This window comes from Vibrio sp. AND4, from assembly GCF_000171815.1.
Classification (GTDB): Bacteria; Pseudomonadota; Gammaproteobacteria; order Enterobacterales; family Vibrionaceae; genus Vibrio.
In genome coordinates, this window is sequence record NZ_ABGR01000083.1 from 1 (window position 1) to 2,617 (window position 2,617).

The window sequence follows — 2,617 nt, forward strand, 5'->3', positions numbered from 1 at the left end:
CGTGCATACCACAATATCGACGCCTTCAATTAAGGCTTGTTTTTGCGGCGCATAATCAACACCACCAAACATCGCCATTGAACGCAAAGGCAAGTTTTTGCTGTATGCCTCGATGCTTTGATGGACTTGGAGTGCAAGCTCACGTGTTGGCGTTAGAATCACCGCCCGTGTACGCTTCTTACGTTGCGTTTCTCCTTGGCTCAATTTTTCTAAGATTGGCAATACAAAGCTCGCGGTTTTACCCGTACCCGTTTGTGCAGCAGCTATCAGGTTACTGCCACGCAGAACAATAGGAATCGCTTTTTGTTGAATAGAAGTCGGTTTTTCATAACCCAGCGCCTTCACAGCATCTGTAATAGGGGCACTTAAACCAAGCTTAGAAAATGGCATAGAAACGTCTCAACGAAGAAATGGTCGAGTAGTGTATCAGAAGCCATCCAAGAACTCGAAGTGCGTGTTGTCGCTCAAAGAAATAGTCATGGCAACTAGAGTCTACTGAGAATGGGTGGCTATTTATTCTTCACTTGACTCAAAAACTTATTCGTCACTTGACCAAAGAAGGCAAATCAATTGCATAATAGAGCGTGATTTCTATTTATGATGATACTATTTGTGCTTAAGCTACTCGTAATATCGCCAGCTGTGTTATTGCCAGTAAGGTTATTACCACTAAAGGTCTGGCTTTGAACTCGGCTCTATTTTTAACTGCAACTTATATTAAGTAAAAAGTGACACCATTGAAAAACGCAGCGCCAGGTGATTCTCTCACCCCTTCCCTTTTTCGCCTTAACTTAGAGGGCGCAAGTTCCAAGATTGATATCGTACAAGCAACACCAGAGATGTACTGTCAAGTTAGCCTACCAGAGGAAGAAAAATACATTCAAAAAGCGGTAGCCAAGCGCCAGCGCGAATTCAGAGCCGGACGCCACGCTGCTCGGTCTGCGATTCAAAATTTGCACCGACACAAAGTTGATCTGGCAGAAATCCCTATCCTGAGCGGTCACTCGAGAGAACCGCTTTTTCCGAGTGACATCAGTGGTAGCATCAGCCATACCGATGGTATTTGCTTGGCCGCGTGCGCCCCAAAAACCGAAATAGCCAGCCTAGGTATCGATATTGAAAGCAATACCGTGCTTGGTGACCGCCTTTTCTCCTCCGTCTACACTCGCGATGAACAAGCATTACTCGCCAGCAACAGCGACATTCCCGACACCCTCATATTCAGCATCAAGGAAAGCGTTTTTAAATGCTGCTTTCCCTTTGTGCAGGTGTACTTCGACTTTCTCGATGCACAAATCTCGTTGGCCCCCAAAAACCAACACTCAGGCAAATTTAGATTCGAACTCATAGGTCGCAACCAAGACACGTTAAAAGCAAAATTACCGAATCTTTCGTTTCACGGATTTTACTGCTTTGATCAGCAATACGTGTTCTCGATGTGCTACTTTTCCTGACGAGTTTTGGCTGACCAATGTTAGGTTTGTTAGGGCCTAATACCGCTCACCAAGCTATTTAAAATCTCAGCACCGCAAACATCAGCTCGAAAGGTCAAAAGACCCTACTAGCTTATTTTTATTTATTTTCCCAACGGGTGTTTTCGGCAATACATCAACAAAAATAACGCGATCTGGGATTTTAAAATCGGCTAAACCACGGTCTCTGAGGAATCGTTTTATCTCAATGACTTTCGGATTCTGTGCTGGGCAGACCAAAGCTGCGCAACTGCGCTCACCCAAATAATCATCTGGAATCGCAATCACCGCGGCATCATGCACCAAATCATGGGCAAGCAAGTGGTTCTCGACCTCTTCTGCCGCGATCTTCTCTCCACCACGGTTGATCTGATCTTTATCGCGGCCCACCACTTGCAAATTACCCGCCTCGGTCACAACAACAATATCGCCCGTGCGGTAATACCCTTGCTGAGTGAAAGAACGCTGATTATGCGCCAGCGCACGGTAGTAACCTTGAATGGTGTAAGGACCCCGAACGAATAACATCCCCTCCGTTCCTTGCTCAACGGGATTGCCCATATCATCAAGAACCAATAGCTCGTCCGCTGGCGACATCGGTCGGCCTTGGGTTGAAATGATTTCAGACTCAGGATCATCCAAACGAGTGTAGTTTACAAGCCCCTCTGCCATGCCGAACACCTGCTGCAAGGTACAGCCCAGCTCTGGTCGTACTCGCTTTGCGGCTTCTTCACTAAAACGGGCGCCACCCACTTGCAACACTTCAAGGGAAGTAATGTCATGTTCCGTTCGCGCTGCTTCATCCAGCCACAATAACGCGAGTGGCGGAACCAAAGCCGCCACGGTGATCTGGTGTTTCTCAATCAAAGAAAACGCCGTCTGAGGGCTAGCATCTGGTGTTAACACCACGGTGCCACCGGCCATTAAACAGCCCAATGCACCTGGCGAGCTAAGCGGAAAATTATGCGCCGCAGGCAGTACACAAAGGTAACGAAGTACGGTCAGAAAATTGACAAACTTGATTACTAGCACGAACACTATAAAGATAATCAGCATGAGTGCGCGGGATCAGTTTTGGCGTACCTGTAGTTCCACCAGAAAGTTGGAGACGCAAAGTCTTCTCCCTGTTCTTCATGCAGTTCGGC

General features: G+C 47.1%; 2 protein-coding genes and 1 pseudogene. 1 reads left to right on the forward strand and 2 read right to left on the reverse strand.

The features are described 5' to 3' along the window. A partial coding sequence (locus tag AND4_RS18660) for a DEAD/DEAH box helicase (RefSeq protein WP_009844545.1) occupies positions 1 to 390 on the reverse strand: 390 nt, incomplete at its 3' end. 338 nt (positions 391 to 728) lie between these two features. On the opposite strand from AND4_RS18660, the gene AND4_RS18665 reads away from it, so the two are divergent. After that, positions 729 to 1,454, forward strand: a complete 726-nt coding sequence (locus AND4_RS18665) for a 4'-phosphopantetheinyl transferase superfamily protein (protein WP_144017072.1) — start codon at positions 729 to 731, stop codon at positions 1,452 to 1,454. Between the two features lie 81 nt (positions 1,455 to 1,535). Here AND4_RS18665 and AND4_RS18670 read toward each other — a convergent pair. Further along, positions 1,536 to 2,617: pseudogene (locus AND4_RS18670) on the reverse strand (AMP-binding protein); the annotation flags it as partial.